This window comes from Corynebacterium incognita, assembly GCF_014217255.1.
GTDB classification, from domain to species: domain Bacteria; phylum Actinomycetota; class Actinomycetes; order Mycobacteriales; family Mycobacteriaceae; genus Corynebacterium; species Corynebacterium incognitum.
Map to the genome: position 1 here is coordinate 2,115,453 of NZ_CP059404.1, position 16,341 is coordinate 2,131,793.

Consider the following 16,341-nt stretch of genomic DNA (forward strand, 5'->3'; position numbering starts at 1 on the left):
CATGGCCGATGCAGAAAAACTTCCTGAACACAAGATTCCTCAAGAAAAAATTCCTCCTGAGATCTGGATCTTGGTCGTTGCCGCGTTCACTATCGCCCTCGGCTACGGTCTGATCGCGCCGTTGCTCCCGCAATTTGTGGTGAGCTTCGATGTGACCATGGCCGCTGCAGGTGCCGTGGTTGCCGTTTTCTCAGCGTCGCGGCTCCTGTTTGCGCCTATGTCAGGCAGCCTGGTGGACAAGCTGGGCTCACGAAAGGTGTATCTCACCGGCCTCATTACTGTTGCGATTACAACGGGGCTCGTGGCCGGCGCCCAGCATTACTGGCATATTCTTGCGCTCCGCGCCCTCGCGGGTATTGGCTCCACGATGTTTACAGTCTCCGCGATGGGCCTCATCGTGCGTTTGGCGCCGGCGTCCATCCGCGGTAAGTGTTCGGCGACGTACGCCACAGCGTTTCTCCTCGGCAACGTCATCGGCCCGGTGCTCGGCGCGTCGTTGTCGTTCCTCGGCTTTCGCCTCCCGTTCCTGATTTACGGTATTGGCGTCGGACTTGCGGCGGTGTTTGTGTGGTGGCGAATGCCTGCCGACGACATGGTCGAACTCAAGGCCCATGCCAAGCCGGCGATGAGCCTGGGGGAGGCCTGGCGCGACACGGCCTACCGCGCCGTGCTGACGTCTGGGTTCGCGCAAGGATGGATTAACTTTGGCGTTCGTATTTCGGTTCTCCCGTTGTTCGCCGCCGCTATCTTTGCCGACGGCGCGGAAGCATCCGGCTATGCCTTAGCGACGTTCGCGGCAGGCAACGCTATCGTGTTGCAGTTCTCCGGTAACCTGGCGGATCGTATCGGGCGCCGCCCGTTGATCATTGCCGGCTTGCTCGGTTCCGGGTTGTTCATGGGGGTACTCGGTCTTGCGGAATCCATCCCCACGCTGCTGTTGGCCTCAGCACTCGCTGGTGCCGCGTCTGGTCTTATTAACCCCGCACAGCAGGCGGTCATCGCCGACATCATTGGCAATGACCGCGCAGGCGGCAAGGTGGTGTCTACCTTCCAGATGTCCATGGACCTCGGCCAAATCTTCGGCCCCATCCTCATCGGCGCCCTCGCCGACGTGTACGGCTTCACCACAGCCTTCGCCCTCTGCGGTGCCGTTGCCCTCGTGGGAATCATCGCGTGGGGATTTGGGCGGGAGACGCTGCAGGCGCGAAAGGCTGTGCTGAGGCCGCTGCGTAAGAGGCTCTAGCTACGTACTTGCTGCGCGGGTCACCGCGAGCCCGTGTAAACGATGGCAGGCGCGTGGTGGATGGGATCGCTGCCTTCGGCGACGCGCCACCGCTGTCCTTCCAGCTCAATGCACGGGTGCGGGGCATTGGGCTCGGATGGGACTAGTCGCACCGCTACAGAATCGCCAGGGCCGGGGACCGGAAGCTCTAGGGTCTCCGCAATGAGCCGATGAGCCTTGTAGTCGCCCAAGATGACGATTCCTTCTGCGGCCAATGCGGAACGTGCACCGCCATTGCCCCGCACGCGCTTCATATAGTCCTTTTGCTGGGCTACCGTTGCAATGATGCCGCGAGGGATGAGTCTTTGTTGGGCGCGGCGAAACAGCTCGTTGATGCGGGCTTGACCCGACTTTGGGTTTAGGATGGCGCGACGATCCTCACTGGAGAGTTGAAGGAGGGTGTTTGGAATCAACGGTTCGTCGTAGAAGGCCCAGGAAATATTCGCGCGTCCCTGGCTTGAGATCGTTCGTTTGCCATCGCGATTGCCGCCTCTGGTGAGGATGTCGTCGCTGATCTGCACGAACCCCACTCGCCACATCCCCTTGTCGTCATCTGCGTGGCAGACCATTGCGTGGTGTCCGAGGGCCTCAGAAGGGATCATCCAACCAAAAGGAGCTTTGGAGTATTTGCAATCAACCTCGTGTCCAAGGATGTCGAAGTCCATCACCATGCCGTCGCGGATGAAGCCATCGAAAGCGCGACGGATGTTGATCTCCACAATCGATCCGATGTGTGCAGACTCGGTTTTACTGAGCTGCGAAATGGAGTAGCGTCCGGTGTTCTGGCCGTCGTAGATTTGGTCGAAAGATTGCCGAAACAATCGGGCGAAAACGCTTCCATCGGGATCCTCATTGCGCATTGCCGTGGCTAGCTCTTGGGAATGATCAGGGCGTTCCCAGTGGTGAACATCAATTGGGGAACCTAAATCGCTAGCGCCGGACACTGTGACTCCTTTGGCGAGGTTATTGCTGAGCCGCGTAGGCTCTACTGGGCAACGAGAAACTCTGTTGGCAAGGTCGGAGTCGCCGGTGAGCAAGGAACCTGGTTTAGTGCGTTCTTGATCGACATTCCGATGGCTTTTGCGACCGGGGGCGGAAAAGCATTTCCAACCTGCCGCCATTGGGCGGTCTTACGTCCCGCCCACGTCCATTCTGCAGGGAATCCTTGGATGACACCACCCATTTCTACGGTGAGGCGGGGCATGTTGTTCGGATCTCCGACGGGGAAGTCGCTTCCCGGGGCTTCCTCAGCGATAGACGAGCCCTTAACCCCGAGCTTCTTCCAGGCTTCGCGTGCACGCGTGGGACCCACGTCCGGGCCACCGTGCTTCTTGGAACCACCCACTAGTGTCGGGGCCACGTTGTCAGCTGTCTGAGCCCAAGCTTTTGCCCCCTTCCAACCATTCTTCTTCATGAGTGGATAAAGAGCTTCGCCAACGGTCACACGTGTGTCGGAAGGCGCCGGCCAAGCGAAGAAGTCGGCGTATTCGGGTAAGAGTGCGACGAGGATAAAACGGGGACGGAGTTGGGGAACGCCGTAGTCGGCGGCTTGCAAGAGCTCCCAGAAAGCCACGTAACCCATGTCGTTGAGCTGGCGGATGACATCGTTGCGATAGCTGTCAAAGCGTTTTTGTCCGAGACCCTTGACGTTTTCTAGTAGAACAGCCTTGGGGCGGATTTCAGAAATGAGGCGTAGAGCGTCGGGAAATAAGTCGCGTTCATCGTCCGCGCCGAGTTGTTTGCCGGCGATTGAGAAAGGTGGGCAGGGGACTCCACCTGCAAAGAGATCGACTTGCCCCCGCCATTGCATGCCGTCTAGCTGGGTGACATCGCCTTCTATAACTTTCCATGGTCCGAGTGGACCACCATGCGCGCGGTTGAGGCGTAGGGTCTCGGCCGCCCACTCGTCGATTTCTACTACCGCGGTGTGGTGAAAACCGGCCTGCTCTAAGCCTAGGGCTTGGCCACCCGCGCCTGCACAAATCTCCACGGATGTGAGACGTGGGGGATTGTGTGGATTGACTGCATCCATGGGTGGCTGCTCCTCGTAGTGAAGTCTTTGATTTTAAAGGTGGCGGTGAAGCCTCGACACAAAACACCATAGCTGCTAGCGCGACAGAAGAAGCAACGGGCCGAACTATTATTCGAATTTGGCTGTGCATAGAACCCCTTGTCTGGAATATCAGACAATCAGCCACAAGTGCTTTGTTCAACATTCGTGCTCTATGTCATAGCATTGAGGAGTTCATGGCGCGCGGCACAATAGTGGGGCGCGGGTTGATCGGAAAGGATGAATGCGATGGCTACCGAAGCTAGTGGCGTAACCGACGGCCATGCGGTGCCGGCGCAGGCGGCAGGAGGCGCGGCGTCGACAAGCGAACTGCCCCGCGTATCCGGGGTGTGGCGCCTTTTTGTCTACAGTGCGATTGGCGCTGCGGTGTTCTTCTGGCCAGTGACCTACAAGGGCAACAATTCCATCATGTTGGACCATTTCGTCACCATGATTAAGGAAGTAGCGCCCCAGGGCGCGCAGTGGTTTGTGCTGCTCTTGTGTGCGTACGGCACCGTGATGGGGTTTGTGAAGAAGGAGTATAAGCTCGGCCCCATTAAGGCGTTCTTTACCTTCGCCAACGTCATCGGTCTGGTGGTGTCCATCATGATGATGACGGACTCCTTGCCCTGGGTGCTGGGGGAGAAGGACTTGGTGCCGTTCCTGTGGGAGAAGATTGCCATGTCCGTGGGGCTGATTATTCCAGTCGGCTCTATCTTCCTGGCGCTGCTTATTGGTTACGGCATGCTTGAGTTCGTGGGCGTTTTCATGCAGCCCATCATGCGCCCGCTGTGGCGCACCCCAGGCCGTTCGGCTATCGACGCCGTCGCCTCCTTCGTCGGTTCCTATTCCTTGGGCATTCTGATTACTGACCGGGTATACCAACAAGGTGGCTACACGGCTCGTGAGGCAGCCATTATTTGCACGGGCTTTTCGACGGTCTCGGCTGCATTCATGGTGATCGTGGCGAAGTCGCTGGGAATCATGGACTTGTGGGGCCTGTATTTCGTTGTGGCATTGGTAGTTACTTTCATCGTTACGGCGATTACCGTGCGCATCTACCCCTTGAGCAAGATTCCCGACGAGTACTTCGACGGTGCAGAGCCAGACCCGGAGAAGCCGGTACAAGGCAACCGATTCCGTGCTGCCTGGCGCGAGGCGCTGTTGACCCTGGCTGGTGCGCCCAGTCTCCAGCGCAATATCTGGGAGAATTTGCGCGACGGTATTCGCTTGTCGTCGTCGGTCGTGCCGTCGATCATGTCCATCGGTCTGGGCGGGCTGCTTCTGGCTCGCTTTACTCCCATCTTTGAATGGATTGGCTACTTGTTCTACCCGTTCGCCTGGCTCGTACGGCTGCCGGAGCCTGTGCTTGCCGGCGAGGCTATGGCAATGGGCATAGCGGAAATGTTCCTACCCGCTACGCTCATCGGTGACAGTGGTGACCTGGTGTTGCGCTTTGTCGTCGGCGTGGTGGCTATTTCCGCCATCATCTTCTTCTCCGGCCTGGTGCCATGCATCCTGGCCACCAAGATTCCCATCTCCATCAAGGACATGGTGATCGTGTGGTTTGAGCGTGTGGCGTTGACAGTTCTTATCACTACGCCGCTGGCTTATTTGCTGTTGTAGCCAGCTCGCGCCTGGCACTTGAGTGCGAGGAGGGCAGTGCGGCTTGTTGTCGTCGTGTGCTACAACGCCATTGCGATCAGGTAGGCGAAGGGGGCAGCTACCACTACCGAGAGCACGACGCGGATAAACCAGACAGCAAGGATATCTTTTATTTTCAGTGGGATTTCGGTGGCGAGAATCGACGGGACCATCGAAGAGAAGAAGAAGATCTGAGATACCGACACAATGGCAATGAGAATCCTCGTGACGTCGTGCGGTGAGTCGGCCACGATGGTGGCGGGCAGGAACAGCTCAGACAACCCAATTGCTAACGCCTCTGAAGCGAGCTGAGTATCAGGGATCTGGAGAACCCACAGCAAGGGATAGAAAATGTAGCCTATCCACTCGAAAATTGGGGTGTAGTAGGCGAGGACGAGCCCGAGAAAGCCGATAGACAAGATGCCAGGGAGCACCTGCATCGTCATCAGCATTCCATCGCGGAAGTTCTCCCAAAGCACTCGCATGAGGCTTGGTACATTTTTGAGCACGTGTTTCGCTTCCAGCCAGGCCAACTTCATCCGATCGCCTGAAATGGCTTCTTCTGGGGTGGGAGTAACCCCGGGGTAGTACTCGTCTGGGATAGAGCTGATTGGAGGGACGCGAACCATGATGGCGGTGACGATGAAAGTCACGATGAGGGTCGCGCCGAAGTAGAGTCCCCACACGCTCATGAGTCCGAGTGCTTTGGCGATGACCACCATGAAGGTCGCCGAGGCTGTGGAAAAGCCAGCCGCGATGATGGCTGCCTCTTTGCTGGTATAACCGCCGGCTTTGTACACGCGGTCAGTCACGAGGAGACCTAAAGAATACGAGCCGACGAATGATGCCACTGCGTCAACGGCTGACCGGCCAGGAGTTTTGAATAGCGGTCGCATGATGGGCTGTACAAACACACCGATGAATTCCATGAGGCCGAATCCCACCAAAAGGCCGAGGAATGGGGCACCAACGGGAATCAAAAGACCTACCGGAATGACCAACTTGTTCATCAAGAACGGCCCGAGTTCTTCGCGGAACACCACAGACGGGCCAAAATTGAAGACGAGCATAGTCGCGATAATCGCGGCAAAAATGTAGAGGAACGCAAATACTCGGCGAGCGACAGACTTACGCCACGTACCGGTGTAGAAAGGGACCACTGCGCCGGCCAGAATAATCAGCCACACCACGTACTTCGCGGCGTCGCCAAGCCCTACCTTGAGCCACCCGACAATGTGGTCCAAAAGGATGGTGTTCGTATCCCCAACTGGGAAGGGGACGAAGAAAGCAAAAATACCGAGACCACTGTACAGAAAGAAGCGCCAGGGTGCTTTGGCCTTTTCTTCAGTGGTTGCAAATTCTTGGATTGCGGTGCCACTCATTGTTCTTCCTTCTTTCGGTAAGGAGCGGAGGCGAAGCCACGAGGGGGCTCAGCGAGCCAGGATTCGATCAGGTGGTTGTGTTCGCCCAGTTTGGGTGCAGGAGATGGGGCCGCAGACCCCGTTAAGCGAATGGGAGACGCCAGGGTGGTGAAGTCGTCAGCTTCTTTGGCAAGCACCTGGCGTTCTTGTCCGATAGGGCCGTGTAGGGCCTCGCTGACGGATTGCACAGGGGACGTGGGAACGCCATGCTCGCGAAGCAGCGCGATTGCTTCGGACGTGGTGTACTGGGACAGCTTCTCCTCGAGCAAGTCGCGGAATAGTGCGCGATTGTCGCGCCGGGCGTCGTTGCTGTTGAAGCGCGGATCTTCGAGCATGTAGTCCAAATCGAAAGCGGTGGCGAGGTTGCCGAAGAGTTTCTCGTTAAGGACCGCGATGACAACCGGGCCGTCACTAGCTTGATAGGTGGAAAATGGAACGGTCATTGCGTGGTCGTTGCCTTCGGGCTTCGGTTCCTCGTCCGTATGCACGGCACGCATTCCGACCGATTCTAGGATTGACACCAAGGAATCAAACATTGCAATGTCAACATGCTGACCCTGGTGACTGTGTGCTCGCTCTGCCAAAGCTCCGAGGGTGGCGATGGCACCATAAAGCCCTGGGATGAGGTCACCCAGACTCACGCCGACTCGGGTAGGTCCGGTGACGTCATGTCCTGTCACGGACATGAGCCCGCTCATCGCTTGGGCAACGATGTCGTACGCAGGGGCCTTGGCCATCGAGCCAGTTTGGCCGAACCCACTGATGGACGTGACTATTAACTGCGGGTTAATGGCGAGAAGCTGCTCCGGGGAAACACCAAGTTTGGTCATGACTCCGGGACGGAAGTTTTCAATCAGGACATCGGCACGCTTCACCAGTTCCAGAAACGTGGACACATCGGTGGGGTTTTTGAGATCGAGTGTGATCCCTTTCTTCGAGCGATTGAATAGGCGGTAGTACGCGCTCTCACCGTTGAAGAATGGGCCGACCGCACGAGAGTCGTCACCCCAAGGGGATTCAATCTTGATGACGTCAGCGCCGAGATCCGCGAGTATCGAGGCGCAGAAGGGGCCGGCGAGCACTCGCGACATATCGAGGACACGGATGCCCTCGAGTGACTTTTTCTGCGAGGCAGCGTGGTCGGGGTCAGCGGTGTTGGTTGGAGTGGTCATGGTGGCTCCCTTCCTTAAACGAACGCAGATTCGCCGGTCAGCGAACGTGCTACGACCAACTGGTTGATGTCATAGGTGCCCTCGTAGGAATAAATGGCTTCTGCATCGCAGAAATGCTTGCCTACTTTGTAGTCAGAGATGATGCCGTTACCGCCCACGAGCTCGCGGCCCAGAGCCGCTGATTCGCGCATCATTCGGGTCACGTGTGCCTTCGCGAGGGCGGAATGCTCGTTTTTGTCCTCTCCTTGTTCCTGGAGCCGGTTCAGCTGGGCCATCATGGACTGCGAGGCGATGAGGTTGCCCTGGATGGTTGCCACCTTCGACTGGTTGATTTGGAAGCTCGACAGTTTTTGGCCGAATTGGGTCCTTTCGTCCAGGTATTCCAAGACGGCGTCGAGAATCCCCATTTGGAGACCTACTGCTTGCCAACCCACGGTGGCGCGGGCTGACTTGAATACCTCGTTGGTTGCCTTAAAGCTGTCGGCCTTATCGAGCTTGTTCTCATCAGGAACGAAGACGTTGGTGAGCGTGATGTCGGCGTTTTGGACGGCGCGCAAAGCAATACGGTTTTGCATGAGCGTTGCGGCATAGCCCTCGGTCGAGGTGTCCACGATGAACCCCTTCACCTGGTCGTCGGCAATGTCGCGAGCGTACACGCAGACGTAGTCTGACCAGGTGGCGTTGCCAATCCAGCGCTTCGCGCCGTTGATGATCCATCCGCCCTCGACCTTCTCGGCGGTCGTAGACATTCCCTTAGCCACGTCCGATCCGGCGTTTGGCTCGGTGATGGCGAAGACTCCTGTCTTCTTGACCGCATAGAGATCAGGGAGGAAGCGCTGTTTCTGTTCCTCGGAGCCTAGTAGCTCGACGGAACCAGTGAAGAGTCCGTCTTGGCCAGAAAAGAAGGTGCCCACCGATGCGTCTGCGCGATGGATTTCAGCGGTCACGAGCCCAGCGAGCAGGCCGGAGTATCCCTGCCCCCGCTTCAGGCTGATGATGTTGAGGTCTTGAATACTCGGGATGAGTTCGAAAGGGAACTCCGCACGGTTCCAGTAGTCGTTGGCAATGGGAGTGACTTTCTCCCGGGTCCACGTCTTAACCTTCTCGAGGATGTTCAGTTCCTCGGGAGAAAGTTGCGATTCGAAGAAGTAAAAGTCCCCGTTAGGGTAGCGGCCGCCCATGTGTAACCTCCAATAAAATTCAAACTCCATGTGTCGCAGAAAACATTGTGCGCAACAAGGTGATCTGCTTCACGCTTAGTGGATTACCGTAGTTTGGGTTAGCGCAGTCGGCCAGGGGTATTTTATACATCCCGTCTGTAATTCGAGACCCACTTCAGTGCAGAAAGGCGCCTATATGACCTGCTTGGGTCATATAGGCGCTACGTAGTTTCCGAGGGGTGGCTTAAACCCGTACTGCGGTGTCCGCCGCGTCCTCATTCTCTTCATTCATGATGTGCGATACGCCATGCTCGGCGGAGTCCCAGACTTCCTGGTCCTGGATGCCGGCGCGCTTGGCCACCATGGTGGCGGCCAGCGCTTGGCCGGTGACGTTGACGGCGGTGCGGCCCATGTCGATGATGGGCTCGATAGCCAGTAGGAGGCCCACGCCCGACAGCGGTAGGCCCAGGGTAGATAGGGTGAGGGTAAGCATTACAGTGGCGCCGGTGGTGCCCGCCGTGGCGGCGGAGCCGATGACCGAGACCAGGATGATGAGTAGGTACTGCGTCAGGGACAGGTCAATGCCATAGAACTGCGCAATGAAGATGGCCGCGATAGCCGGGTAGACCGAAGCGCAGCCGTCCATTTTCGTGGTGGCGCCCAGGGGGATGGCAAAGGACGCGTACTCGCGCGGGACGCCCATGGCGCGCTCGCTGAAGCGCTGCGTTACCGGCATCACGCCTATGGAGGAGCGGGTGACGAAGCCGAGGGAGAATACCGGCCACACGCGCTTGTAGAACCCGATGACCGGGATGCTGTTAACCTTCAGGACCAGCGGGTACACCACAGCGATGACCAGCGCGAGGCCGACGTACATGGCCAGAACGAACTTGCCGAGGGAGCTCAGCGCGTCCCAGCCGTAAGTCGCTACGGCCTTGCCAATGAGCGCGGCGGTGCCGATGGGGGCGAGGCGAATAATCCACCACAGGATGACCTGGATGATCTTGAGGAAGGATTCGGTAAAGCGCAGGAATGGGTCCGCGGCCTCGCCCGCCTTGACGGCGGCGATGCCCAGGGCTAGCGAGATGACCAGCAGCTGGAGCGCGCCGAAGCTCAAGGAGACTTCGCCTTCGTCCACGTATCCGCTCAGGCCGAAGAAGTTGGCCGGGACGATGGACTGTAAGAAGGCGGTCCAGGAGCCTACCGAGGAAGGCTCGGCGGCGGTGGCGGCGTCCACGGTGGTTCCCACGCCCGGTTTCATGACAACTGCGACTGCGATGCCTACGAGAACGGAGAGGAAGGCGGTGATCGCGAACCACACGAGGGTAGATACGGCCAAGTTCGCCGCGTTGGTGACCTTGCGCAGGTTGGCGACGGAGGTGACCACTGCGGCGAAGATGAGCGGCGGCACCATCACTTTAAGTAGCTGCACGTAGGCGGAGCCCACGCCGGTAAGTAGGGAGCTCAACCAGCCGGGCTCCTCGGCGCCGGCGTCCATCCCGGCGGCGACGAAGCCGAGGATGAGGCCGATGATGAGGCCAGCGATAACTTGGGCGCCGAAACCAGTGGCCCACGAGGGGAGCCCGGACTTGGGCGCGGTAGCAGAGCGAGTAGACATGGAGGTTTTCCTTGGGAGTAGATTGCGCTAGATATGAACAGATCGGTCTAGCAAAGTTAGACTGTTCCGTTTGATACCTGCAACATGCTACGCCTGAAAGTAATTCCCCTCCAAAGTGAAGGCGCGACTAGGGGAGGCGCTTCGTCCACTCTTCGGTGCCGTACTTCTCCGAAACTAACTGCTCGGCTGCGGCGATGTCGGCGTCGGAAAGCTCCGCCTGCTGTGCGCCGTAACGCGTGGCAAATTCCGTGGCCATAGTGTTAATGATCTCCTCGCGAGACACACCAGTCTGTCGGCGCAGCGGATCCACGCGCTTCTTCGCTGAGGCTAGTCCCTTGGAAGACACCTTCACCTTGCCGATGCGCAGTACCTCCATCATCTTGTCTGCGTCGATGTCATAGCTCATGGTCGTGTGGTGCAGCACTGCGTGACGACGCCGCTTCTGGGCCGCACCGCCGATCTTCCCACCGTCGGAGGTGATGTCATTAATCGGGACGTACCAGGCGTTGACGCCGTGCTTTGCTAGCGCGGCGAGCACCCACTGGTCGAGGTACTCATAGGAGGCCTCGTAGGAGTATCCCGCGACCAAAGAATCCGGCGCATAGATGGAATAGGTGATGCAGTTGCCGCCCTCCATGAACATGGCGCCACCACCGGACATGCGGCGCACCGGCGTAATGCCGTGTTTGTCGACACCTTCTTGGTTCAACTCATTGGAATAGGACTGGTAGCTACCGAACACCACGGCCTTATCGTCCCATTCCCAGAAACGCAGTGTGGGCCCGCGCTCGCCGGAAGCGACTTGATTAAGCAGGACTTCGTCGAGGGCCACGTTCACGGGCGTGGGCAGCGCGCCGGGGCGCAGTATCTCCCAGGTGTGGTCGGTGAAGTCAGTGCCGCCGGCCAAGGCGCGCTTGACGGTGACCGCGAGATTGTGGGTGTTAAAGCCGTGGAGGTGAACCTCGCTATCGATGCGTGTCAGTGCGGCATCGAGGCGGGCCTCGATGTCAGCGGTTGCTGCGGATAGCGGTGTTCCCACGAGTGCGGGGGAGAGGGCTTCAAAGGCTTCCTCCGGTTCCAGAAAGAAATCGCCTGAGATCTGGGCCTGTGCCACGGTGTCGGTGGTGGGATCGATGGCGAGGTCCACGACAATCAGCTTGCCGCCGGGGGCCTTGAGCTCGAAGTGGCGTGCGTCGGCGCCGTTGCTGGGTTTTTCTGTTGTGTTGTTCGACATAAGTCCAAGGGTACTCGTGGAAAAAGAAAGCGTATGGCCAGCGAAGATAGCGTCAAAAGTGTGATTTTCTCCGGGAAATTAGACTTGTTAAGTGTGTAAATATATGATGGCTTAAATAGTTTGCATTTCTTGCCCTGTGTGTTTCCGCGATGTGGAAGATCTAGGGCGAAAATGGGCGGCATAATATACACGGGAATGGAGAGTGGTGCAGTGGGTACGCACGACTCTTTTCTGCCTCCGCTGCCGCCGCGTCAACCGGTCAGTGAACCCGAATTCGCGGCGAAGCTACCTGGCGGCACCGGTGCGTGGCGCTTTTACGTTCTCTCCGCCGTAGGCCTCCTTGCGGTATTTGTCCCTTTTCCAGCAAACGGGGCCCTCGACGTCCCCGTCGGTCATATCGTGCGGCTTCTCGTGTCCCGTGCGCCGCTGCTTACCGACGCCCTGGTGTTGCTGCTCTGTCTTTACGGCGTGGCGAGCGCAATTCATCGCCGCTGGAAGAAGAAGCCTACAGCGAGGACGTGGGTGGTGATCATGCAGCTGTTGGCGCTAACTATCGCAGTGCTGCACGTGAGCGGGCGCCTGCCTCAAGAGCTGACGGCGAGCTCGATGGTGCCTTTCCTGTGGAATGAGATCGCCGCCAAAGTCGCCTGGTTGATCCCCCTTGGTTCGCTGGCCGTTGCCTGTCTCGTGGGTTTCGGCTTCTTGGAGTTTTGTGGAGTGCTCCTCGACCCGGTGATGCGCGCGGTCTTCCGCACCCCGGGGCGCGCGGTGGTGGACGCGGCGACGAGCTTCTTCGGTTCCTATGCCGTGGGAATCATGGTCACTGACAACGTCTACCGGTCTGGAGGGTACACCGCGCGTGACGCCGCGATTATGGCGACCGGGTTCTCCACGGTGTCCATGTCATTCATGGTGGTAGTCATCAGGGCCTTGGATTTGGAACATCTGGCGTTGCCGTTCTTCACAGCGACGGTCCTCTCCACGCTCCTCGCCACTATCGTCACCGTACGCATCCCTCCGCTGTCGCGGGTATCGACTGACTTTTACGAGCATGCCGACGCACTCCCCGACACCGTGGTGTACACCTCGCGCTTTCAAGCTGCATGGCGCACCGCGCTGCGAGTGTTGGACGCCGCGCCGGGTTGTCATCTGGTCATGTGGCACTTCCTGCGTGGCGCGGTGTGCATGGCCGCCCGGGTCATCCCGGGCATTCTGGCGGTGGGGACCTTGGCGTTGCTGGTTGCTCGCCATACTCCAGTTTTCGAGTGGCTGGGCTACTTCTTCGTCCCTGTGGCGTGGGCGGTGCGCCTGCCCGAGCCAGTCTTGGCCGGCGAGGCGCTCGCCGCCGGGTTGGCAGAGATGGCGCTGGCGGGGTGGGCAGTGGGAGCACATGACAGCGTCGTCCTGCGCTTTGTCGTGGGCGTGGCGTCCATCTCGGGAGTGGTCTTCTTTTCAGGAGTGGTACCCTGCGTCCTGGCTTCCAAGATTCCTTTGTCGATCCGAGACATGGTCATCGTGTGGCTCCAGCGAGTGGTTTTCACGGTGTTTTTAGTGACTCCCTTTGCAAACCTGTACCTTGTTGCGCCACTTGTGTAATGAGGCGTCTGGGCGTTCCAGTGCTAACTGGAGTGGGGAGTTGCGTCGAGATCGGCAAGGAATTCTTTGGCATACGAGAGCTTGCGTTGCAAGGTCTCGTAGCTCTGCAAGGCGCGTTCGGTGATGTTCTTTTTGACTTTCTTTGCGTCGGCAACGTCCTGTGCGTCGATAGCTGCCTGCGAGGAGGCGGCTGCTGTCAACGTCTCAGAGGCGGTGATGTAGGCGCGCATGTCGTCGAGGCTGAAGCCTAGTGGCTTCATTCGGCGAATGAGTTTAAGGCGTCGAAAATCTAGCTCTGAATATAAGCGAAAACCGCCCGCGGTTCGCTGGGACGGGGAGACGAGTCCGACGTGATCGTAGTGCCGAAGGGTGGGTATCGAGATGCCAGTAGCTTCTGAAACTTCTCCGATTTTCATCCCTGACGGCGTCTGGTGGCCGGTGTTTGTTGCTGAGGGCACGGTTTTACCTTTAATTAGTTCGCAACCTCTAGGGGCTGGGGTTCAATTTGCGCGAATTTTGTTCCTTCCGTAATCTTAGCGAAGTTCAAAACCTGAAGTTGCTTTAGGGTTAGTGTCATTCCGTCCGCTGTGAGGAGATTTCTTTGAGCACTGTTTTGCGACCCCAGCACAACTCCGATTCGTTATCTGTCGTCAGCTCTTTCCGGGAGGCGTTTTCCTCGCCCCAACGCCTCCGAATCGAAGTTTTAGGCGGCCTTGCTGTGGCTTTGGCGCTTATCCCTGAAGCCATCGCTTTTTCAATTGTCGCCAATGTTGATCCTGCCGTAGGCCTCTACGCCTCCGCGCTGCTCGCTATGGTCATCGCTTTGACGGGTGGGCGTCCAGCCATGATTTCGGCGGCAACTGGCGCGATCGCGCTCGTCGTGGCACCAGTTGCTATTCAATATGGGATGGACTACCTCATCGCCACAGTGTTACTGGGAGGAGTGTTCCAGGTGCTGTTGGGCTTCATCGGAGTGGCCAAACTGCAGAGGTTTATTCCGCGCTCGGTGATGCTCGGTTTTGTTAACGCCTTGGGAATCCTCATTTTTACGGCGCAACTCCCACATCTCGTAGACGTCCCCTGGGCCGTTTATCCTTTGGTTGCCTTGGGAATAGCGGTTATGATTTTCTGGCCCAAATTCACCACTGCGGTGCCTGCACCCTTGGTGACGATTGTGCTCGTCGCCCTTGTCGCAATCGGTAGCGGAGCGCAGGTGCCGCAGGTGTCGGATATGGGGCAGCTGCCGGACTCGTTGCCTTCCTTCTTTGTACCTGACGTGCCATTGACGGTAGAAACTCTCCGCATCATCGCGCCCTATTCCTTGGGCTTCGCCGTGGTGGGGCTCATGGAGTCTCTCATGACGGCCAAGCTAGTGGACGGTATCACGGATACACACTCGAATAAGACGCGCGAGTCCATCGGCCAGGGTATCGGCAATATCGTCCAGTCTTTCTTCGGTGGTATGGGCGGCTGCGCCATGATTGGCCAGACGATGATCAACGTCAAGGAGTCCGGAGCCCGAACCCGCTTGTCGACGTTCGTGGCCGGCGCAGCATTGCTGGCATTCTTGGTCTTTGCAGGCGACGTCGTGGGGCTCATCCCGATGGCAGCGCTCGTCGGCATCATGGTGATGGTGTCCATTGGTACGGTGAACTGGCACTCGGTGCACCCGAGGACACTCAAGCTGATGCCTTTAAGCGAAACCATCACGATGTTGGTCACGGTCATCGCGACGCTCGTGACACACAACCTGGCCGTGGGGGTCATCCTGGGCGTGCTTACCGCGATGGTGATGTTCGCACGCCGTGTCGCGCACTTGGTCTCCGTGGAAAAGGTCGTCGTGGGAGGACAAACTGCTACTTACCGGGTGACTGGCCAGCTGTTCTGGGCATCCTCCAACGACCTGGTCTATAGCTTTGACTACTCCGACCCCTCTGAGCATGTCGTTGTTGATCTCACCGCTGCGGAGATCTGGGACGCGTCGACGGTGGCCACGCTGGATTCTATCCGCCACAAGTATGAAACTCGTGGCGCCACGGTCGAATTCATCGGACTTGACGGCGCCAGCAAGGCCCGACTCGAGTCTCTCAGCGGAAGGCTGGGGGAGGACGGCTAGGCGAGGGCGGCGAGCGTCGCCTAGCGCTGGCTGGCGGAGGCGTGGGCGGTGACGATGTCATCGATGAGGCGCGCCGCCACCTTGGCTGTGCGCTCGTCGATGTCGAAGGAGGGGTTGAGCTCGACGACGTCGACAAGCCGGAGTTTGCCCGTCTTGGCAATGGCGATGGCCATCGCACGGATGTGTTCCAGAGACACACCGAGCGCGGCTGGGGCGGACACACCCGGTGCGACGCTCGCGGCCAAGACATCGAGGTCGATGCTCAGGTGGAGAGCGTCCTTGCCGCTGGCCATCTGACGGGCTAGTGCCGCGGCCTCCTTGATGGGCATATCTGCCAGATCCTCATCCAACACCACGCGCACCCCGAGCTTCTTAGCGGTGGCGAACAGCGCCGCGGTGTTATTGGGCTTGGAAATACCCGCCACGCTGTAGTCGAAGCCCCGGCCCACCAGCTGTGCGATCTGCAAGAACGGGGTACCAGAAGTGGGTTGATCTGCCGCGCGGAGATCGAAGTGCGCATCCAAGTTGATAATGCCCAGCGGCTGCTCCTCATTGCCGCGGTAGGCGCCCCGATGGGAGCCAAAAGCGGTTTCGTGTCCGCCGCCCAGGACCACCGTGAGGAAGCCTTGGCGGTAGAGCGCCTCCACGCGGTTCGACAGTTCCTCGTGCGCGCCTTCGAGGTCAGTGCCCTGCGTAGTCACGGTGCCCGCGTCGTAGCGCGGGAAAGAATCGTGCACCGCCAATCCGCCCAGGGCCGCGCGCAGGTGCTCGGGACCAGCCACCGCGCCAGCGCGTCCGTGGTTGCGGCGTACCCCCTCGTCGGAGGCAAAGCCTAAAACCGCCACCTTGTCCGCTGGGACTCCGGGGGCTTCGGGGGTTGAGTCCGTGCCGGAGGCAGAGGAAAAGACGTCGTCTGTGCGCACGACCGAGTGCCAGCGCGCGTGCTCCGCACCGGGACCGTCATTGCGGCCCTCCCACGGCTGAGCGGGCGAGTACAGGGGAGCGGAGCTGGTCGTGTTGTTGGCAGAAGCAGGCGAATCGTTCATGT

13 protein-coding genes are annotated in these 16,341 nt (G+C 58.9%); 4 read left to right on the forward strand and 9 right to left on the reverse strand.

What is annotated here, in order from left to right; genetic code table 11:
• The first annotated feature begins 1 nt into the window (after position 1).
• A complete protein-coding gene (locus tag H0194_RS09875) occupies positions 2-1,243 on the forward strand; it encodes an MFS transporter (RefSeq protein WP_185175708.1) in 1,242 nt (413 codons plus the stop codon).
• A 20-nt stretch (positions 1,244-1,263) separates the two neighbouring features.
• Here the strand turns inward: H0194_RS09875 and H0194_RS09880 are convergent, their stop codons facing one another.
• Complete coding sequence (locus tag H0194_RS09880) at positions 1,264-2,196, reverse strand: NaeI family type II restriction endonuclease (RefSeq protein WP_281382579.1); 933 nt, start codon at positions 2,194-2,196, stop codon at positions 1,264-1,266.
• Positions 2,197-2,267: 71 nt separating this feature from the next.
• A complete protein-coding gene (locus tag H0194_RS09885) occupies positions 2,268-3,314 on the reverse strand; it encodes a DNA cytosine methyltransferase (RefSeq protein ID WP_185175709.1) in 1,047 nt (348 codons plus the stop codon).
• A gap of 267 nt (positions 3,315-3,581) precedes the next feature.
• Between H0194_RS09885 and H0194_RS09890 the strand changes: the two genes are divergently transcribed.
• A complete protein-coding gene (locus H0194_RS09890) occupies positions 3,582-4,958 on the forward strand; it encodes a YjiH family protein (RefSeq protein WP_185175710.1) in 1,377 nt (458 codons plus the stop codon).
• Positions 4,959-5,017: 59 nt separating this feature from the next.
• Here the strand turns inward: H0194_RS09890 and H0194_RS09895 are convergent, their stop codons facing one another.
• From H0194_RS09895 to lplB, 5 genes are all read right to left on the reverse strand, one after another.
• Positions 5,018-6,358, reverse strand: a complete 1,341-nt coding sequence (locus H0194_RS09895; protein ID WP_185175711.1) for a YjiH family protein — start codon at positions 6,356-6,358, stop codon at positions 5,018-5,020.
• On the reverse strand, positions 6,355-7,569 hold the full coding sequence (locus H0194_RS09900; RefSeq protein WP_185175712.1) for a CaiB/BaiF CoA transferase family protein: 1,215 nt from the start codon (positions 7,567-7,569) through the stop codon (positions 6,355-6,357). Before H0194_RS09900 ends, H0194_RS09895 begins: the two co-directional genes overlap by 4 nt.
• A gap of 14 nt (positions 7,570-7,583) precedes the next feature.
• Positions 7,584-8,750, reverse strand: a complete 1,167-nt coding sequence (locus tag H0194_RS09905; protein ID WP_185175713.1) for an acyl-CoA dehydrogenase family protein — start codon at positions 8,748-8,750, stop codon at positions 7,584-7,586.
• Between the two features lie 223 nt (positions 8,751-8,973).
• Positions 8,974-10,347 carry a dicarboxylate/amino acid:cation symporter gene (locus H0194_RS09910; RefSeq protein WP_185175714.1) on the reverse strand — a complete coding sequence of 458 codons (1,374 nt, stop codon included), beginning with the start codon at positions 10,345-10,347 and terminating at the stop codon, positions 8,974-8,976.
• A gap of 127 nt (positions 10,348-10,474) precedes the next feature.
• Complete coding sequence (lplB, locus tag H0194_RS09915; RefSeq protein WP_185175715.1) at positions 10,475-11,581, reverse strand: lipoate-protein ligase small subunit; 1,107 nt, start codon at positions 11,579-11,581, stop codon at positions 10,475-10,477.
• A 195-nt stretch (positions 11,582-11,776) separates the two neighbouring features.
• On the opposite strand from lplB, the gene H0194_RS09920 reads away from it, so the two are divergent.
• Positions 11,777-13,177: a YjiH family protein gene (locus tag H0194_RS09920; RefSeq protein ID WP_185175716.1), complete on the forward strand. Its 1,401-nt coding sequence runs from the start codon at positions 11,777-11,779 to the stop codon at positions 13,175-13,177.
• A 23-nt stretch (positions 13,178-13,200) separates the two neighbouring features.
• Here H0194_RS09920 and H0194_RS09925 read toward each other — a convergent pair whose 3' ends face one another.
• On the reverse strand, positions 13,201-13,593 hold the full coding sequence (locus tag H0194_RS09925; RefSeq protein ID WP_185176993.1) for a MerR family transcriptional regulator: 393 nt from the start codon (positions 13,591-13,593) through the stop codon (positions 13,201-13,203).
• A gap of 179 nt (positions 13,594-13,772) precedes the next feature.
• On the opposite strand from H0194_RS09925, the gene H0194_RS09930 reads away from it, so the two are divergent.
• Positions 13,773-15,293, forward strand: a complete 1,521-nt coding sequence (locus H0194_RS09930) for a SulP family inorganic anion transporter (protein WP_185176994.1) — start codon at positions 13,773-13,775, stop codon at positions 15,291-15,293.
• 20 nt (positions 15,294-15,313) lie between these two features.
• Here the strand turns inward: H0194_RS09930 and hutG are convergent, their stop codons facing one another.
• Entirely contained in the window at positions 15,314-16,339 is a 1,026-nt protein-coding gene (gene hutG / locus H0194_RS09935) for a formimidoylglutamase (protein ID WP_185175717.1), read from the reverse strand.
• Positions 16,340-16,341 lie beyond the last annotated feature (2 nt).